This is a genomic window from Bacillus sp. LB7 (assembly GCF_030449715.1).
Classification (GTDB): domain Bacteria; phylum Bacillota; class Bacilli; order Bacillales; family Bacillaceae; genus Bacillus; species Bacillus paralicheniformis.
This window is the reverse complement of the sequence record NZ_JASGCA010000003.1, coordinates 135,010-152,502: the sequence shown is the minus strand read 5'-3', so window position 1 is coordinate 152,502 and position 17,493 is coordinate 135,010. Positions and strand designations below refer to the sequence as shown.

The following is a 17,493-nucleotide window of genomic DNA, read 5'->3' as shown; positions in this document are numbered from 1 at the left end:
TAGGGAGACATGAAAACAGAGGAGAAGAGAATTCACATCACCGGATCGATGAATCCGCAGTATGAAGAGATTTTGACAAAAGAAGCACTGGAGTTTATCGGACGTCTTGAACGCCATTTTGGGGGAAGAAGACGGGAATTGCTGCATTTGCGGACGATCAGGCAGGCTGAAATTGATCAAGGGAAGAATCCCGGTTTTTTGGCGGAAACGAAGCACATCCGCGAGGCGGACTGGACGGTCGCGCCGCTCCCCCGGGATTTGGAGGACCGCAGGGTTGAAATCACCGGCCCGGTCGACAGAAAAATGGTCATCAATGCTTTAAATTCAGGAGCGAAAGTCTTTATGGCCGATTTTGAAGATGCGAACTCGCCAACTTGGAAAAACTGCATTGACGGCCAGGTTAATTTACGGGACGCGGTTCGCGGGACGATTTCCTTTACGAATGAACAAGGCAAACGCTATGAGCTGAAAGAAAACCCCGCCGTCATCATTGTAAGACCGAGAGGATGGCACTTGGAAGAGAAGCATGTGCTGATCGGCGGCAAGCCCGTGTCAGCAAGCTTGTTCGATTTTGGCCTTTATTTTTTCCATAACGCAAAAAAGCTGATCAAAAAAGGAAGCGGCCCTTATTTCTACCTTCCAAAAATCGAAAACCATCTGGAAGCAAGGCTGTGGAACGACGTATTTGTTTATGCGCAAAACGATTTGCGCATTCCGCAGGGGACGATTAAAGCGACGGTTCTCGTTGAAACGATCCTGGCGGCTTTTGAAATGGATGAAATCCTCTATGAATTGAAGGAGCATTCAGCCGGACTTAACTGCGGCAGGTGGGATTATATTTTCAGCTTTATTAAGAAATTCAGGAACAGGGAAGACGTCATTCTTCCAGACCGCTCAGCCGTGACGATGACGGTTCCAAACATGAGAGCGTACTCCCTCTTGGCGATTCAAACGTGTCATAAACGCAACGTCCATGCGATCGGGGGAATGGCGGCGCAAATTCCCGCTAAAGACAAACCTGAGATCAATGAAGCCGCATTTGCCAAAATCCGCGAAGATAAGGAACGTGAAGTAAAAGACGGACATGACGGAACATGGATCGCGCATCCCGGCATGATTCAAACGGCGCTCGATGTATTCAATCAGCATATGCCGTCGGCGAACCAGATTCATAGAAAGCGGGAAGACGTAAAGGTCGAGGAAAAAGACTTGCTGGAAGTACCGCAAGGCCGGATTACAGAAGCAGGCGTCCGTACCAATATCAGCGCCGGCATCCGCTATTTAGCTTCATGGCTGTCGGGCAGAGGCGCCGCTCCGATCGACCACTTAATGGAGGACGCAGCAACGGCGGAGATTTCCAGAGCCCAGCTTTGGCAATGGATTCGCCATCCGAAAGGGGTTCTTGACGATGGCCGGAAAGTCACCGCCGAAATGGTCAAGATGATGAAAGAGGAAGAAATGCAGAAAATCTTCGAAGAAGCCGGCATAGAACATTTTCGGAGCGGCCGGTTCGAAGAGGCCGGACAGTTATTTGAACAGCTGATTTTGGATGATGAATTCGCGGAATTTCTAACGATACCCGCTTATGAAAAAATATGATGGGGGAATGTGCGATGCTGAAAGAAAAACAACTCGCAGAAAGCTGGGAGCATGAAGAACGCTGGAAAGGGATCACAAGGCCGTATCAGGCGGCTGACGTCATTCGGTTGAGGGGCACGCTTGAGATTGAATACACGATTGCAAGGCGCGGCGCCGAAAAGCTGTGGAAGCTTCTCCACACAGAGGACTTCGTGCCGGCGCTGGGCGCTTTGACCGGAAATCAAGCCATGCAGCAAGTAAAAGCCGGATTGAAAGCGATTTATTTAAGCGGTTGGCAGGTGGCGGCCGATGCCAATTTGTCAGGGAGCATGTATCCTGACCAAAGCCTTTATCCGGCAAACAGCGTGCCGGAAGTCGTCAAAAAAATCAACCGTACGCTGCAGCGCGCCGATCAAATTCACCATATGGAAGGAAAAGAAGACATCGATTGGTTTGCTCCGATTGTGGCCGACGCTGAAGCGGGCTTCGGCGGACAGCTGAATGTGTTCGAGCTGATGAAAGGTATGATTGAAGCCGGCGCCGCGGGAGTTCACTTTGAAGACCAGTTGTCGTCTGAGAAAAAGTGCGGGCATTTGGGCGGGAAAGTGCTGCTTCCGACGCAAACGGCGGTGCGTAATTTGATTGCCGCGCGCCTCGCCGCAGACGTGATGGGAGTCCCGACCATTCTTATTGCCCGTACGGACGCGAATGCGGCCGACCTGATCACAAGCGACGTCGATTCATATGATGCGCCGTTTTTGACGGGAGAGCGAACAGCGGAAGGGTTCTTCAAAACAAAGCCGGGTCTTGATCAGGCGATTGCGAGAGGTTTGGCGTATGCGCCGTATGCCGATTTGATCTGGTGTGAAACGTCTGAGCCGAATATTGAAGAAGCCCGCCGGTTTGCACAGGCGATCCATGAAAAATTCCCGGGCAAACTGCTCGCCTACAACTGCTCCCCTTCGTTCAACTGGAAGGCCAAACTGGATGACAACACCATCTTGAACTTCCAGAAACAGCTCAGTGAAATGGGCTATAAATTTCAATTTGTCACACTGGCAGGCTTCCACGCCTTAAACCACGGCATGTTTGAATTGGCCCGCCAATATAAGCACCGCGGAATGGCGGCGTATTCTGATCTGCAGCAGGCCGAGTTTGCCAGCGAAGTCCACGGCTATACGGCGACAAGGCATCAGCGCGAAGTCGGAACGAGCTACTTTGATGAAGTCGCCCAGGTTGTGACAGGCGGGACTTCATCAACCACTGCACTGAAGGGATCGACTGAAGCGGAACAATTTCAATCATAAAAACGTAAAAAGCCGCCCAATCACGGGCGGCTTGCTTGTTGTCTATCAAGTTAGCAATTGACATCATTGGAAGGGGCGGTAAAAGGGTTTTCCCTAATAACAGTCAGTGTCTGATGATTCTTGTGGGTTCTTTTGGCCGGCCGGTTGTCTTTGCTGAAAGAATAGAACAAATACACAGCCATTGTCAAAATCAAGATAAACATCATCATAAATATCCCCTCCAAATTTTTTTGTCTTCACTATATTAGACGAACAAGCCTGCAAAAGGTTTCAGAAAATTAACATTTTTCCATAAATATTTTTACCCGCTGCATCTTCTGGATGAAACCCGGCGGTCCTATACAAGAATAAAACTGAAAAACTCAGGTTGACATCATAATCATTGATGTGTAGAGTAAAAGTTAATGTAATAGGAAGTCCACTAGGGGAGCCGTAAGCCGGCTGAGACAAGAAGCGATCTTGGACCCTTTGAACCTGATCTAGTTCATACTAGCGTAGGGAAGTGGAGCCGGTGTCTTTATGATTTCATCATACAAAGGCCGCTCCATTTTGGGGCGGCTTTTTTGCGTAAAAAGCGGCTCGCTCCCCCTGTGCCTTCCTTATAAAACCGATTGCTGAGGAGGCTATCTACATGAGTTTTTCTGCAGAACTTCGCCGCGAGGCAGACCCTATTTTTGAAGCCATTTTTGAGCATCCGTTTGTATTGGGACTGGCGTCCGGCAAGCTGAAAAAGGAGCAGCTTATTCATTATGTGAAGCAAGATTACGAGTATTTGAACGCTTTTATTCAAATCTACGGAATTGCAATTTCCAAGTGTCAAAACCGGAAAGACATGGAGATGTTTCATGAGCAGATTTCATTTGTATTAAACAGCGAAGTGCACCCACACAACAACCTGTGCCGGGCCGCGGGGGTGGAGTATGAATCTCTGCAGGGCTATCCGCTTGCGCCTTCTGCCCATCATTATATCCACCATATGCTGACGGCGGCGCACGAAGGCACGCTGGGAGAGATATTAGCCGTCTTGCTGCCTTGTCCGTGGACATATTGGGAGATCGGAAAAAAACTGATGATGGACGTTCAGCCTGACCCGTCGCATCCATTTTATGACTGGATCTGTTTTTACGGAGACCGAACCGATTCAATCACGACGAAGTTTTGCGCCCGCCTGGATGAATGGGCCGAAACAGCGGGCAAGGCTGAAAAAGAAAAAATGAAGGAGCTTTTTTTGCAAAGCTGTCAGCTTGAATACGGCTTTTGGGAGATGGCTTATACAGTTGAAGATTGGCCTGTGGAAATGGAGGCGGTGAGACGATGAATTGGAACATGAAAGAAGTCGTGATGGCAGTGATCTTGTCCGTTGCATGCGGCGTCATTTACTTAGGATGGTCCACCTTGTGGATCCCTGTTTCAGCAATTGTCGGGCCTGTCGGAGCGAACTTTATGTTCGGCATCTGGGTGATCGCCAGCCCGATTGTCGCTTATATCATCCGTAAACCGGGTGCTGCGCTGATTGCCGAGACGGCAGCTGCGGCGGTCGAACTGCTGACCGGAAGCCACTTTGGACTGTCAGCATTATTAATCGGTGTGTTCCAGGGAGCCGGTGCGGAAATCGCGTTTGCGATCTTTCGCTATAAGCGTTATAACTTGTTTACCCTTATGCTTTCCGGTGCGCTTGCCGCGGTCGGAAGCATGACATACAGCCTGATGGCGAACGGTTTTGCCTACTATACGACGCAAACGCTGATCATGACGCTTATCATCCAAATCATCAGCGGCATTGTACTCGGCGGCTGGCTGGCAAAAGCCGTTGTCGAAGCGCTTGCGAAAACGGGAGTCCTGAATCAGTATGAGATCATGAAGGAACAGCGGAAGAAGGATGATGCCGATGCGTTCATTTCTCGGATGCAGTAACCTTTCCGTCCGTTTTTATCATCGTCCTGAAACAGTCCTGGACCGGGTCTCGCTGTCGATTGGGCAGGGCGAAAAAGTGCTGATACTCGGTCCGAGCGGAAGCGGCAAATCGACGCTGTTGTCCGTGCTTTCCGGCATCATTCCTGAACATATCGAAGCTGAAGTCACAGGCGAAGTCAATCGCAGAAAGAGCGCCGGCGTTATGTTTCAGGATCCGGATTCGCAGTTCTGCATGCTTCATGTTGATGAGGAAATCGCTTTTAGCCTGGAAAACCGGTCCGTCTCCCGAAAAGATATGGACGGCATCATCTCGGAGCTGATGGAGCAAGTCGGCTTAAAGATAGATAAGAAAACGCCGATCGAAACCTTGTCAGGCGGGATGAAGCAGAGACTCGCATTAGCGTGCCTGCTCGCTCTGGAGCCTGAAGTGCTGTTTTTTGACGAGCCGACGGCGCAGCTGGACCCGGCCAGCCGGAAAGACATCTTTGCCTTGCTCCGTAATGTTTCCCGAAAAAGCGGACAGACGATGGTGTTCGTCGAACACGTGCTGGACGGCTGTATCGAGTGGATGGACCGCGTCATTCTTTTCAATGGAAAGGGACAGATCATCGCTGACGGAAAGCCGGAAGAAATCGTGAAACATTTTCAGCCGGAGATGAAAGCGGCGGGCATCTGGCAGCCGAAACTGTACCCTGCGGTATGGGAAGATGTCATCACACAAGATGATCATCCGCTCGCCGTCAAGCTCTCTTCTACATTGAAAATGAAAGAGGAGGAGGCGAAAAACAGGCCTACAGCTGACAGAGACATATTGATCCGCGCAGACGACGCGGCGATCGGCTATCGGAAAAAGATCGTTGCCGACGGCATCACCCTTGAGATTCCAAGGGGAGAATGGATTTCGGTCATCGGCGAGAACGGGAGCGGAAAGAGTACGTTTTTAAAAAGTCTGATCAGGCTTGAAGCCGTCAAAAAAGGGCGCCTTTATCTTGAGGATCGGGAGCTGAAGAAATGGTCCGACCGTACGCTCTATGAGAAGTCCGGCTTTGTTTTTCAAAATCCCGAGCTTCAATTTATTCGGGACACGGTGTTTGACGAGATCGCGTTCGGGGCGAGGCAGCGGGGATGGCCGGAGGACCGGGTCGAAAAGAAAACGGCTGAATTGCTGCGGGAATTCGGACTTGACGCTCATCAAAAAGCGCACCCCTTTACATTAAGCCTCGGGCAGAAACGGCGTTTAAGCGTTGCGACAATGCTTTTGTTTGACCAGGATCTGCTGCTGCTTGACGAGCCGACATTCGGTCAGGACGAAAGGACGGCGCAAGAATTAATCAAGCGGTTAAAGGAACGGCAGGAACGGGGAACGACGATTGTGATGGTGACGCACGACATGGACATCGTAGATGAGCATTCCGGCCGTGTCGTCGTGTTTCATCAAGGGAAAGCGGCATTTCAAGGAACGCCGTATCGATTATTTTCTGATCAAGGCCTCGTCCGCCGCTTTTCATTGATACCGCCGCTTCATTACCGGTTCATGCATGAAAGAAAGGAGAGGGTTCCCGTATGAAAAGCAATGGTTCACTTCTTTCGGCATTGAACCCGAGCGCCAAGCTCTTTTCCCACCTCCTGGTCATGTGCTTGCTCATGTTTGTTTCAAATCCGAAACCGACTCTATTCATTTGGCTGTTTGCGGTTGCCGTCGGAATTTTTTTCGGGGGATGGACTTTGTCTTATTTAAGTAAGCGGCTGTTGCCTTATCTCGTCTTTTTTATTCTCGTCTTTTGGATGATGGCCGCTTTTGGAAAAGGCGAGGAAACGATTTGGGAATGGGCCTGGTTCCGTGTCACCGAGGAAAGCGTCGGCAATGGGCTGACAATCGCGCTCCGGATGCTCGGCTTTGTCACATACGGTCTTTTGTTTACATCAACAACCGATTTGACGCAGTTTATTATGAGCCTGATTCATCAATGCAGGCTGTCGCCTAAATGGGCTTATGGCTTGCTGGCCGGCTTCCGTTTTGTCCCGCTTTTTCAGTCTGAGCTTTCGCAGATGAAGGCAGCGCACAAAATCAGGGGCTATAAACAAAAAAACAGCTGGAAGGCGTTTATTCGCTATGCGCTGCCTTTGTTTTCGCAAGGCATCCGCAAATCGGAAAGAATCGCCGTTGCTATGGAAGCGAGAGGGTTTACCGGTACAAAAGACCGCACCTACTATCAAACAGCGCGGCTTTCCGGAAAAGACTTCGTTTATTTTGCGGGTCTGGCGTCAGTCGCAGCGGGAATTTTGCTTATTTTTTAAAAGGGTTTTTTACAGGGCCGCACTGCGGCTCTTTTTTTATAAATCGGGAACGGACGGGCATTCTGTAAAATGTAAATATTTCGGACGTTGACTGAAACATATTGACCTAGGCCAAAAAGGTTGTACAATCAATGTGTACCATATGAAAAAAGAAATATAAAAAAATCCCCTTACAAGATGGGAGTGGCGCGATGTGAAAATTGCCAAAGTGATCAACAACAATGTGATCAGTGTTTTAAATGAACAGGGTCAGGAATTAGTGGTCATGGGCAGGGGAATCGCTTTTCAAAAAAAGCCTGGTGAAGCGGTGGATGAATCGAGAATCGAGAAGATTTTCAGGCTTGATAATAAAGATGTATCAGAAAGATTTAAGACGCTGTTGGACGAAATTCCGATCGAATTTATGGAAATGTCTGAAAAAATTATCTCCTATGCGAAATTAAAGCTCGGCAAGAAGCTGAATGACAGCATTTATGTCTCGCTGACCGACCATATTCATTTCGCCGTCGAACGGCATAAAAAGGGTCTGGATATTAAAAACGCCCTGCTTTGGGAGACGAAACGGCTGTATAAAGATGAGTTCGCCATCGGCAAAGAGGCGCTGGCCATCATTGAAAAGAAGACGGGGGCAGCTCTTCCGGAGGATGAAGCCGCCTTTATCGCGCTCCATATCGTAAACGCCGAGCTGAATGAAGAAATGCCGAACATCGTCAATATTACGAAAGTCATGCAGGAAATTTTAAGCATCGTCAAATATCACTTTCATATCGACTTTGACGAAGAAGCGCTTCACTATTACCGCTTCATTACCCATTTGAAATTTTTCGCGCAGCGGCTGTTCAGCGGAACCTATATGGAAAGCCGGGACGACTTTTTATTTGAAACCGTCAAAAATAAGTACCGTGACGCTTATGTCTGCACTAATAAAATCAAGCAGTACATCGAAAAAGAATACGGCCATCAGCTGACAAACGAAGAGCTTCTGTATTTGACGATTCATATCGAGCGGGTCGTTCATCAAAAATAGAGGATGATGTCAAAATGAAAGCGTTGACAATTGGATAAATGTATGCTACTTTTTACTTACATCAACTTATACAGGTTGTTAGGATTGTTACTGATCATGCAGGCAAAACCTAAATGACTGTGAAGCGGCACTCTTATGCCCTTGTTTCACAGTGATTTAGGTTTTTTTATTTACTTGATGTCTTAACACGGGATTGTTACTGTTCGGCAGGCAAAACCTAAACTAAGCCTTCTTTGACGGGCTCTAGTTTAGGTTTTTTATTTTATAACAGCTTGATAGGGCTTTAGGAGAGACAGGAGATGATCAACGATGGATGTTCAATCAATGGCAAAAGAAATTCTGGAGCGCGTCGGCGGGGAGAAGAACGTTGTATCGCTAGTCCATTGCGCGACAAGGCTTCGCTTCAAACTGAAAGACCGTTCCAAAGCAGACAGGGAAGCGCTTGAAAATACGGATGGCGTGGTAACCGTAGTGGAGAGCGGCGGACAATTTCAAGTCGTTATCGGCAATAACGTTCCTGAAGTCTATAAAGAAATCGGCCGGATCTCTCAACTGTTGGAAGGTTCTGCGGCCGATCACAGCCAAAAAGAGAAAGGAAGCCTCGCCGGTAGATTGGTAGATATCGTATCCAGCATTTTCACTCCGCTGCTCGGCGTCATGGCAGGAGCGGGGATTTTAAAAGGCCTGCTTTTGATTTGCACAAACGCCGGCTGGCTCTCGCCGGAAGAGACGACATATACGATTCTATACGCGGCAGCCGACAGCCTGTTTTATTTCCTGCCTTTGCTGCTCGCCGTTACGGCCGCCAAAAAATTTGGAGCGAACCCGTTCATAGCGCTGACGATTGCCGGGGCGCTGATCTATCCGACGATACTCGAACTGAAAAACAGCGGCGCCCAGACGGAGTTTTTCGGCATTCCGGTCGTCTTGATGAATTATACGTCGACAGTTATCCCGATTATCCTGGCCGTATTTGTGATGAGCTATCTTGAAAGATTATGTATGCGCTTTATTCATGAAAGCGTGAAAAACTTTATCACCCCTTTAATATGCCTGACGGTGATGGTGCCGTTAACCTTGATCATATTCGGGCCGCTCGGTGTTTACACAGGAAACGGGATCGCGGCGGCGATTCTGTCCGTTTTTGATCTCAGCCCGATTCTGGCAGGAGCGATTATCGCGGCTTTATGGCAAATCCTTGTCATCTTCGGCATACACTGGGGGATCGTCCCTGTCATTTTGAACAACATTGCCGTCCATGGCAAGGACTACATCAAACCGGCGACGGCAGCCGCCGTGTTTGCCCAAACAGGAGCTGCGTTTGGCGTCATGCTGAAGACGAAAAACAAGAAGTTGAAGGCATTGGCAGGATCTGCTGCCGTTACCGGGATATTCGGGATTACAGAGCCGGCCGTCTACGGGGTGACGCTCAGGCTGAAAAAGCCGTTTGTATGCGGTGTCATCAGTGCGGCGGCAGGCGGAGCCATTATCGGATACTCCGGCAGCGTCGCCCTCGCTTCCGGCGCTCCGGGCTTGTTGACGATTCCGATTTTTTACGGACCGGGCTTTCTCGGCTTTATCATCGGAATCTCAGTTTCATTTGTTTTATCGATTTTGCTCACTTACATTGTCGGTTTTGACGACCCTGTGGACGAGACGAAAGAGCCGCCTGTTGAAAACAGCGGGGGTGAACCAATTTACAGCCCTTTGCAAGGAGAAGTCCTGCCGTTAACAGAAGTATCAGATAAAGTGTTCGCCTCGGGGGCGCTAGGAGAAGGAATCGCGGTGCTTCCGTCAAAAGGCGTTGTCACCGCCCCTGCGGACGGCATCGTGACAACGGCATTTCCGACGGGTCACGCATACGGCATAACGTCAGAAAGCGGAACGGAGATTTTAATTCATATCGGAATGGACACGGTCAGACTCGACGGAAAGCACTTCAATGCTAAAGCGGTGCAGGGGCAAAAAGTGAAACGGGGTGATATACTCGCAGAATTCGATCTGGACGCTTTGAAAGAAGAAGGGTTTGACGTGACAACACCGATCATCGTTACAAATTCCGGTCAATACACGGATATCATTCCAACGGATCAAAAAAAGGTGAAGACTGAAGAACAGATCATCACTTTAATTTCATCACCATGGGAGGAAAATAATCATGAAATATAAAACATTAGCTCAATTTCCGGAAGATTTTTTGTGGGGCGCGTCTACTTCCGCTTACCAAGTGGAGGGCGCTTGGGATGAAGATGGAAAAGGGCCTTCCGTCATCGATGCGCGCGAAAGCTACCCGGAAGGGACAACCGATTTTAAAGTCGCAAGCGACCATTACCACCGCTATAAAGAAGATATCGCTTTGTTTGCGGAAATGGGCTTCAAAGCGTACCGTTTTTCGATTGCCTGGACGCGCACCATTCCTGACGGGGACGGCGATATTAATCCGAAGGGCATCGAATTTTACAGCCGTTTGATCGATGAACTCCTGAAATATGGAATCGAACCGATTGTTACGATGTACCACTTTGATCTGCCGAATGCTTTGCAGAAAAAAGGGGGCTGGTCGGACAGGGCCACGATTGATGCCTTTGAAAAATATGCGAAGATCCTTTTTGAAAACTACGGAGATCGCGTCAAATACTGGCTGACCATTAATGAACAAAATATGATGATTCTCCACGGGGCTGCACTCGGCACACTCGATCCGAACTTGGAAAACCCGAAAAAAGAGCTTTATCAGCAAAACCATCACATGCTTGTCGCACAGGCGAAGGCGATCAAGCTTTGCCATGAGATGCTGCCGGAAGCAAAAATCGGTCCTGCGCCGAATATCGCGCTCATCTATCCTGCTTCTTCGAAACCGGAGGACGTGCTGGCGGCTTTTAACTATAATGCGATCCGCAACTGGCTTTACTTGGATATGGCCGTATTCGGACGGTACAATACAACGGCATGGGCATATATGAAAGAAAAAGACTGCACACCGGTCATCGCCGAAGGAGATATGGATATTCTGCGGTCAGCCAAGCCGGACTTTATCGCGTTTAACTACTATACGTCGCAAACGGCTGAAGCGAGCAGGGATGACGGCAGCGACACGGCTGCCCGAGGCGGCGACCAGCATTTGCAGACGGGAGAAGAAGGCGTATACAGGGGAAGCAGCAATCCGCACTTAAAGAAAAACGCATTTGGCTGGGAGATCGACCCTGTCGGTTTCCGTTCGACGCTGCGCGAGATCTATGACCGCTATCAGCTGCCGCTGATCATCACTGAGAACGGCCTCGGCGCGTTTGATCAGCTTGAAGACGGAGATGTCGTAAATGACGACTACCGCATCAATTATTTAAAGGAACATATCAAGCAAATTCAGCTGGCGATCACGGATGGAGTCGATGTTTTCGGCTACTCCCCATGGTCTGCCATCGACTTGATTTCAACCCATCAAGGCTGTTCAAAACGCTACGGATTTATTTATGTGAACCGCGACGAATTTGATTTGAAAGACTTGCGCCGCATTCGCAAAAAAAGCTTTTACTGGTATAAAGACTTGATTGCTTCAAACGGCGAAACACTAGATTAAACAAAGAAAGAGGATGTTCAGATGATCTCTGAATATCCTCTTTTTTGTTGTGAAAATGATCATTTTTAAAATTTACAGAAAATTTTAAAAATAAAAATGTGATTATTTTTAAAGCATGTTACATTCGAAACGTAACGAACAACAATCAGGAAAGGAAGAAAAAATCTATGACATTCAAAGTTGAAACACTTCCAAACTATCGTATTGCTTATATGCGACGAGTTGGTCCGTACGGTCCTGCAAATATTGAGGTAATGGAGGCATTAAAAAAATGGGCTAAGGAAAAAGGTCTTCTTGAGTCTGCCATTCTGTTTGCGATTCCACAGGATAACCCGGAAACAACATCTCCTGATCAGTGTAGATTTGATGCTTGTATTGTGATACCACATGATTATCAAGTCGATGATTCAGTTTTTGAAGGGGAAATTTCCGGCGGAAAATACCTGATTTATGATGTTAAACATACAGCAGAAGATATTCAAAAAGCATATTCTGATATTTTTTCATCTCTGCAAAACAATGAATTTCAACTGGACAATAGACCAATAATGGAAAAATACACGGGTGATATGGTGAGCAACCCGTATTGTGAAATATGTGTACCTTTAAAATCGGTTTAATTCATTTTCTTGTCCAAACTTTGAATTTATTAAAATTACATTTCCCTTTAACGAGCGTTGCGTTTAACTCGCTGATAGACAGGGTAAATCATAAAATAGCAATCCAGATCAACTACATAGGGAATAAGAATGGGGAGGGATGACAAGTGAATAACAATGATGGCCGCCGCAAAGTCAATGAGCACAGCAAGGATCAACAACTTGAACAGTACCGGTCTGACAACCGGGGCAAAAAAATGACGACGAACCAAGGTTTACGCGTATCTGAAGACGAGCACTCCTTAAAAGCAGGCGTGCGCGGTCCGACGCTGATGGAGGACTTTCATTTTCGTGAAAAAATGACCCATTTCGACCATGAACGGATTCCGGAGCGGGTCGTCCATGCGAGGGGTTTTGGCGCGCATGGCTATTTCCAGGTTTACGAGCCGATGACGGAATATACGAAAGCAAAGTTTCTTCAAGATCCGTCAGTGAAAACACCGGTGTTTGTCAGGTTCTCGACTGTAGCCGGTTCCAGGGGCTCGGGTGATACCGTCCGTGATGTAAGAGGATTCGCGACAAAGTTTTATACAGAAGAAGGGAACTATGATCTCGTTGGCAATAACATCCCTGTTTTCTTCATTCAGGATGCCATCAAGTTTCCTGACCTTGTGCACGCATTTAAGCCGGAACCGAATAACGAAATGCCGCAGGCTTCTACGGCGCACGATACGTTTTGGGACTTTGTCGCCAACAATGAAGAAACGGCTCACATGATCATGTGGGCGATGTCTGACAGGGCGATTCCGCGAAGCTACAGGATGATGGAAGGCTTCGGCGTTCATACGTTCAGGTTTGTAAATGAAGAAGGCAAGGCGCGCTTTGTTAAATTTCACTGGAAGCCCGTCCTTGGCGTCTATTCGCTCGTCTGGGACGAAGCGCAGACAATCGCCGGGAAAGATCCCGACTATCACCGCCGCGATCTTTGGGAAGCGATCGAAAGAGGCGATGAAGTGGAGTATGAGCTCGGCGTGCAAATGATTGACGAAGAAGACGAGTTCAAGTTTGACTTTGATATCCTTGATCCGACAAAGCTTTGGCCGGAAGAAATGGTTCCTGTTAAGATCATCGGTAAAATGACGCTGAATCGAAACCAGGATAACGTTTTTGCCGAAACGGAACAGGCCGCTTTCCATCCGGGCCACGTTGTTCCGGGAATCGATTTTACAAACGATCCGCTTTTGCAGGGCCGGCTCTTTTCCTATACGGACACACAGCTGATCCGATTGGGAGGTCCGAACTTTCATGAAATTCCGATCAACCGGCCGGTCTGTCCGTTCCATAACAACCAGTATGACGGCTATCACAGAATGACGATTAACAAAGGGCCTGTCGCTTATCATAAAAATTCGCTGCAAAACAACGATCCGGCGCCTGCTTCAGAAGAAGAAGGCGGATATGTGCACTACGAGGAAAAAGTCGAAGGCAAAAAAATCCGCCAGCGCAGCGAAAGCTTTAATGATCACTATTCGCAGGCGAAGCTGTTTTGGAACAGCATGTCTCCCGTTGAAAAAGAACATATCATTTCGGCGTTCCGCTTTGAAGTCGGAAAGGTCAAAAGCAAGGACGTCCGCCGCCAAGTCGTTCATATGTTTAACCGGGTTGACAGGGAGCTTGCCAAGCAAATCGCTGCGGGTGTAGGCGTAGAGCCCCCTGAAAAAGACGAAGGCTCCAATGTGACGTTCAAATCCCCTGCGCTAAGCCAGGAGAACACGGTGAAACGACCGCAGACGAGGACCGTCGCCATTTTAGCAGAACAAGGTTTTGATGATGAGGACCTCAGCCGGGTGTTGAAAGAGTTCAAAAAAGCCGACATCATTCCGGACATTGTCAGCTCGGCACTCGGCGTGATCAAAGGGACCGGCGGTACAGAAATAGAAGTCGGTAACACTTTGCAGACGGTCGATTCCGTGCTGTACGATGCCGTTTATATTCCGGGCGGCCAAGAAAGCATTGAACGCCTGCAATTGCATAAAGCCGCATCGGATTTTATCAATGAAACATTCGGACATTATAAAGCGATCGGAGCCGCAGGCAAAGGGATCGATCTCCTGCTGTCCGCCGCCGGGTCCCACGCGGCAGCACAGCCGGGCATTATCACCTCTCGCGATGATAAGAGCAAAGACGACTTCGGCAAAAAGCTGGTCGCAGCGATCGGCGGGCACCGCCATTGGGATAGACAAGTTTAATAAAAAAAGAGGCAGGCTAAATGCCTGCCCTTTTACTCTATTTTTCTACCACACAAACAGCCCGACAATCCCCGCGCTCAACAGCGACACCGCTATTCCGCTGACAAGGAGCTTCCACACATTTCTTCCGATAATCGCTGATTTTTCTCCGTTAAATAAGGAATTGTACGTTCCATAGATCATTCCGATCGTACTGAAGTTGGCAAACGACGTCAAAAATGTTGTGGCCACGGCGGCTGTATGGGGCGAAATCGCATCTAGCTGCGTTTTTAAATCCATCATCGCGACGAATTCGTTTGTGGCGAGTTTCATCCCCATCAGCTGTGCGACATACATCGCGTCACCCGGCGCCAGTCCAAGCAGGAATGCGAACGGACTGAAGATGTAAGAAAAGATTTTTTGAATCGTCAAACCGTCCATGATCAACCCCAACATTCCGTTCAAACATGAGGTTAAAGCGACATATCCGATGACCATGGCGAGAATGACGATGACCATGTTCATTCCGACCATCATGCTGTTTGAAATCGTTGAGAAAAAGTCCTTTTTCTCTTCTTTTGGCGGTACGTAAATAATGTCTTCATCCTTATCGACTTCTACCGGGTTTAAAATGCTGGCCAAGATCAACGCATTTAAGCAATTCAACGGAATCGCTGTAAATACGTATGTTGCAGGAACCATCGTTAAATAAGAACCGAGAATCGATCCGCTGATACTGCTCATGCTCATAATGCCGAACGTCAGCAGGCGGTTGTCCTTTAATACAGCCAATTGCCCGCGAATCACGGCGAGCGCTTCAGTATTCCCCAGAAACATCATTTGAATCGAAAAGAAACTTTCTAATTTAGGAAGGCGCGAGACTTTCGAAATCACCCAGCCGATCTTATCAATCATCCATGTTAAAATTCCGAAATAAGCCAGTATATCAAAAAATGTCACCACAAAGATAATTGGCAGCAAGGCGCTGAAGAAAAAGTCAACGGTTTCATTGCCCATCACTGACGGAAAGGCAAACGCAATACCGTCGCTTGCACAAGCGATCAGCCACGAAAAGAAAGAGGCGATCAGGTTGATGGCCCATCCGCCGATTTTTGTCCCAAGCATAAACCAAGTCACCAAAAGTTCAACGATGAAAAGGGAGAGAATCGGCCTCCATTTTACGCTTTTCTTTCGCGGGGAACAAAAATAAATCACGGACATGACAATGAAAATGCCTAAAATGTTAATGAGAAAATACATGATGCCAACTCCCGAATGTTTTTTGAAAATAAAAAAGCTCTTACTTTTCATGGGTTCCGATAAAGAAAGCATGAAAAATAAGAGCAAATAAAAAATAGATATATTGTTTGCGCAATACACTTTTTACATGATCAAATCTATTCAAACTTCCTTGTAGTCTGGCGATTTACGGTTGCCAGGTAGAAACAATCAGACCCTATTACTGATTATATACAAGAAGTGAGCTTCTATTATTTTGACTGTATTTTATCTCGAGTTTGTGTAAAATTCAAGCTAAAAATATATTTTCACAATAGTTTTTTAAATGAAGTCACTTCTAAAGAAGGTTGCATATTGAGAGATGCACAGCAAATCCTCTGAGAGAAAGCCGGCTTTTCAAGCGGGAAGTCACCATGCACAGAACAACAGACGAAAAATGGAAGGTGATAAGATTCTTTTTATTAGAGGAGAATCGTAAGCGATTGCGCTTTATATTTCATGATGTCGCCGCCTACTATGGCGGTTTTTTTGTGAAACTTTATCTGTAAGGTTCCGTAAGTATGATGAATCGTTTCAGTGCTAAGTGCTCACTGTAACATACTAATGACACCGACAAACCTTACATAAAGAGCGAACCTTAAATCAAAAGTCTTTGATTTGAATAGGTAAAATTTCACGGTACTTTAGTTCGTTGAATGAAATGATACCTTTTTGCTATGATTTTCCTATGTTTTTACAACTTGTATATATGTCCAATTTCAGAGAAAAAGAGGGATAATCAATTATGCTATTAAAAAAGAACTATCTTCCTGTCGGCAGTGTTGTCGGCTTACATAATGATTCAAGACGTCTGCTTATCATCGGGCGGCAAATGTTTTCTGAGACAAACCATGTCATCAGAGATTATGCAGCTGTCGACTATCCAAACGGTTTTACCGATCCGAAAGAGCAGCTAGTTTTATTTAATAAACAAGATATAGAAATTGTGTACCATTACGGATATGTAGATCAAAAAGAATTGCAGCTTGATGAGTTGCTAACAGAAGCTGAAGCAGGAAAAAACGAAAATAAGGAGCAATGACGATGGGACATTTTCGCTTCAACAAAGAACTTTCACATAAGGCAGCGGGGACCATTAGTCAGCTGGAAAACGCCTTTAGCCATGTATTTGAGAACATGGTGTTTTTTCGTGAAGAATTAGACAGGCACAGCGGAAAAGCCGCCGCAGCGCTGCAGAAAAAAATGAGCGACAACATCAACTTTTTCGGTAAAGCGAGCAGCTGTTTATTATATTTTGCAGACAGTGTGCGGTGTTTTGCAAAAGCGGTCGAACTGACGGACGAATCCGACAAACCGGCCAATGTTCAGCCGCAGTCACGCTCAGAAAGAAGCCATACGTTTTCGGCTGAAAGAGTTCAAAGTGAAATTAAAGTAAACGGTGAATCGTTACACCAGGCAACCGGAAAGTTTGAATCAAATCTATCTACATTAGATGAAGTTTTGCACCATTTTGACACAATGCTCAGAGAAATGATGTATGAAACAGAGTTTCCGTGGGAAAAATTCGATGACGTCTGGTCTGATGCAAAGTCGCACATCAAATCGATCATGACGGAGCTTAAAAAAAGAGTCAAAGAACTTTCAGCAAATGCCAAAAACATCATTAAGGAATTAAAGCGCGTCGATAACGTAATCTCACAACAACTGCAAAGAGTGAAATGATGGA

15 protein-coding genes and 2 riboswitches are annotated in these 17,493 nt (G+C 47.2%); of the genes, 13 read left to right on the top strand and 2 right to left on the bottom strand.

Features of this window, described 5'->3' with window-relative positions; translation table 11 throughout:
- Positions 1-9 precede the first annotated feature (9 nt).
- Both aceB and aceA read left to right on the top strand, forming a co-directional pair.
- Positions 10-1,599, top strand: coding sequence for a malate synthase A (gene aceB, locus QMZ64_RS05635; RefSeq protein ID WP_301441174.1), 1,590 nt, complete (start codon positions 10-12; stop codon positions 1,597-1,599).
- Positions 1,600-1,613: 14 nt separating this feature from the next.
- On the top strand, positions 1,614-2,885 hold the full coding sequence (gene aceA / locus QMZ64_RS05630; protein ID WP_105981315.1) for an isocitrate lyase: 1,272 nt from the start codon (positions 1,614-1,616) through the stop codon (positions 2,883-2,885).
- A 50-nt stretch (positions 2,886-2,935) separates the two neighbouring features.
- Here aceA and QMZ64_RS05625 read toward each other — a convergent pair whose 3' ends face one another.
- A complete protein-coding gene (locus tag QMZ64_RS05625; RefSeq protein ID WP_265625293.1) occupies positions 2,936-3,094 on the bottom strand; it encodes a hypothetical protein in 159 nt (52 codons plus the stop codon).
- Between the two features lie 204 nt (positions 3,095-3,298).
- A riboswitch (TPP riboswitch) is annotated at positions 3,299-3,403 on the top strand.
- 113 nt (positions 3,404-3,516) lie between these two features.
- Between QMZ64_RS05625 and tenA the strand changes: the two genes are divergently transcribed.
- The 9 genes from tenA to QMZ64_RS05580 all read left to right on the top strand — a co-directional run bounded on the left by tenA (position 3,517) and on the right by QMZ64_RS05580 (position 14,549).
- Complete coding sequence (tenA, locus tag QMZ64_RS05620; protein ID WP_023856904.1) at positions 3,517-4,203, top strand: thiaminase II; 687 nt, start codon at positions 3,517-3,519, stop codon at positions 4,201-4,203.
- A complete protein-coding gene (locus QMZ64_RS05615) occupies positions 4,200-4,799 on the top strand; it encodes an ECF transporter S component (protein ID WP_020453501.1) in 600 nt (199 codons plus the stop codon). Before tenA ends, QMZ64_RS05615 begins: the two co-directional genes overlap by 4 nt.
- Positions 4,774-6,366 carry an ABC transporter ATP-binding protein gene (locus tag QMZ64_RS05610; RefSeq protein WP_301441173.1) on the top strand — a complete coding sequence of 531 codons (1,593 nt, stop codon included), beginning with the start codon at positions 4,774-4,776 and terminating at the stop codon, positions 6,364-6,366. Before QMZ64_RS05615 ends, QMZ64_RS05610 begins: the two co-directional genes overlap by 26 nt.
- The gene (locus tag QMZ64_RS05605) at positions 6,363-7,097 is read left to right on the top strand and encodes an energy-coupling factor transporter transmembrane component T family protein (RefSeq protein ID WP_301441172.1); all 735 of its coding nucleotides are present in this window, start codon (positions 6,363-6,365) and stop codon (positions 7,095-7,097) included. Before QMZ64_RS05610 ends, QMZ64_RS05605 begins: the two co-directional genes overlap by 4 nt.
- A gap of 193 nt (positions 7,098-7,290) precedes the next feature.
- Positions 7,291-8,124 (top strand): BglG family transcription antiterminator LicT, encoded by an 834-nt coding sequence (gene licT / locus QMZ64_RS05600; RefSeq protein WP_243941429.1) that lies wholly within the window; start codon positions 7,291-7,293, stop codon positions 8,122-8,124.
- A 309-nt stretch (positions 8,125-8,433) separates the two neighbouring features.
- Entirely contained in the window at positions 8,434-10,293 is a 1,860-nt protein-coding gene (locus QMZ64_RS05595) for a PTS beta-glucoside transporter subunit IIBCA (protein WP_301441171.1), read from the top strand.
- Positions 10,283-11,701 carry a glycoside hydrolase family 1 protein gene (locus QMZ64_RS05590; protein ID WP_301441170.1) on the top strand — a complete coding sequence of 473 codons (1,419 nt, stop codon included), beginning with the start codon at positions 10,283-10,285 and terminating at the stop codon, positions 11,699-11,701. Before QMZ64_RS05595 ends, QMZ64_RS05590 begins: the two co-directional genes overlap by 11 nt.
- Positions 11,702-11,868: 167 nt before the next feature.
- Entirely contained in the window at positions 11,869-12,321 is a 453-nt protein-coding gene (locus tag QMZ64_RS05585; RefSeq protein ID WP_035339296.1) for an AraC family transcriptional regulator, read from the top strand.
- Positions 12,322-12,467: 146 nt separating this feature from the next.
- Positions 12,468-14,549, top strand: coding sequence for a catalase (locus QMZ64_RS05580; RefSeq protein WP_301441169.1), 2,082 nt, complete (start codon positions 12,468-12,470; stop codon positions 14,547-14,549).
- A gap of 45 nt (positions 14,550-14,594) precedes the next feature.
- Here the strand turns inward: QMZ64_RS05580 and QMZ64_RS05575 are convergent, their stop codons facing one another.
- Positions 14,595-15,788, bottom strand: a complete 1,194-nt coding sequence (locus tag QMZ64_RS05575) for a nucleoside transporter C-terminal domain-containing protein (RefSeq protein ID WP_301441168.1) — start codon at positions 15,786-15,788, stop codon at positions 14,595-14,597.
- Between the two features lie 134 nt (positions 15,789-15,922).
- A riboswitch (purine riboswitch) is annotated at positions 15,923-16,024 on the bottom strand.
- 527 nt (positions 16,025-16,551) lie between these two features.
- On the opposite strand from QMZ64_RS05575, the gene QMZ64_RS05570 reads away from it, so the two are divergent.
- Entirely contained in the window at positions 16,552-16,848 is a 297-nt protein-coding gene (locus tag QMZ64_RS05570; RefSeq protein ID WP_265625296.1) for a DUF4176 domain-containing protein, read from the top strand.
- A 2-nt stretch (positions 16,849-16,850) separates the two neighbouring features.
- Positions 16,851-17,489 (top strand): hypothetical protein, encoded by a 639-nt coding sequence (locus QMZ64_RS05565; protein ID WP_265625297.1) that lies wholly within the window; start codon positions 16,851-16,853, stop codon positions 17,487-17,489.
- The last annotated feature ends 4 nt before the right edge of the window (positions 17,490-17,493 follow it).